The sequence below is a fragment of the Paenibacillus xylanexedens genome, assembly GCF_007680605.1.
Taxonomy (GTDB): Bacteria; Bacillota; Bacilli; order Paenibacillales; family Paenibacillaceae; genus Paenibacillus; species Paenibacillus xylanexedens_B.
In genome coordinates this window covers 1-209 of record NZ_VEIO01000112.1, presented here as the reverse complement: position 1 = coordinate 209, position 209 = coordinate 1, and the positions used below count along the sequence as shown (strand labels likewise).

1 protein-coding gene is annotated in these 209 nt (G+C 55.5%); it reads left to right on the top strand.

Annotated elements, in window-relative coordinates; all coding sequences use genetic code 11:
• The coding region (locus FS818_RS29060; protein WP_186375624.1) for a hypothetical protein at positions 1 to 209 on the top strand (209 nt) is incomplete at both ends.

The window sequence follows — 209 nt, the reverse complement described above, 5'->3', positions numbered from 1 at the left end:
ATCGACCCGGCGTACCCGCCGGATCGGATGACGTACATGCTGGAGGACAGCGGGGCGGATCTGTTGCTTATATACGGCGGGAATGTGGAAGTACCGTCAGCTTACGCAGGCACTGTATTGAATCTGGCGGATGCATCGCTGTACAGGGGTGAATCGGCTAACTTATTAGCGATCAGCGGCGCAAGGGATCTGGCGTATGTGATCTATAC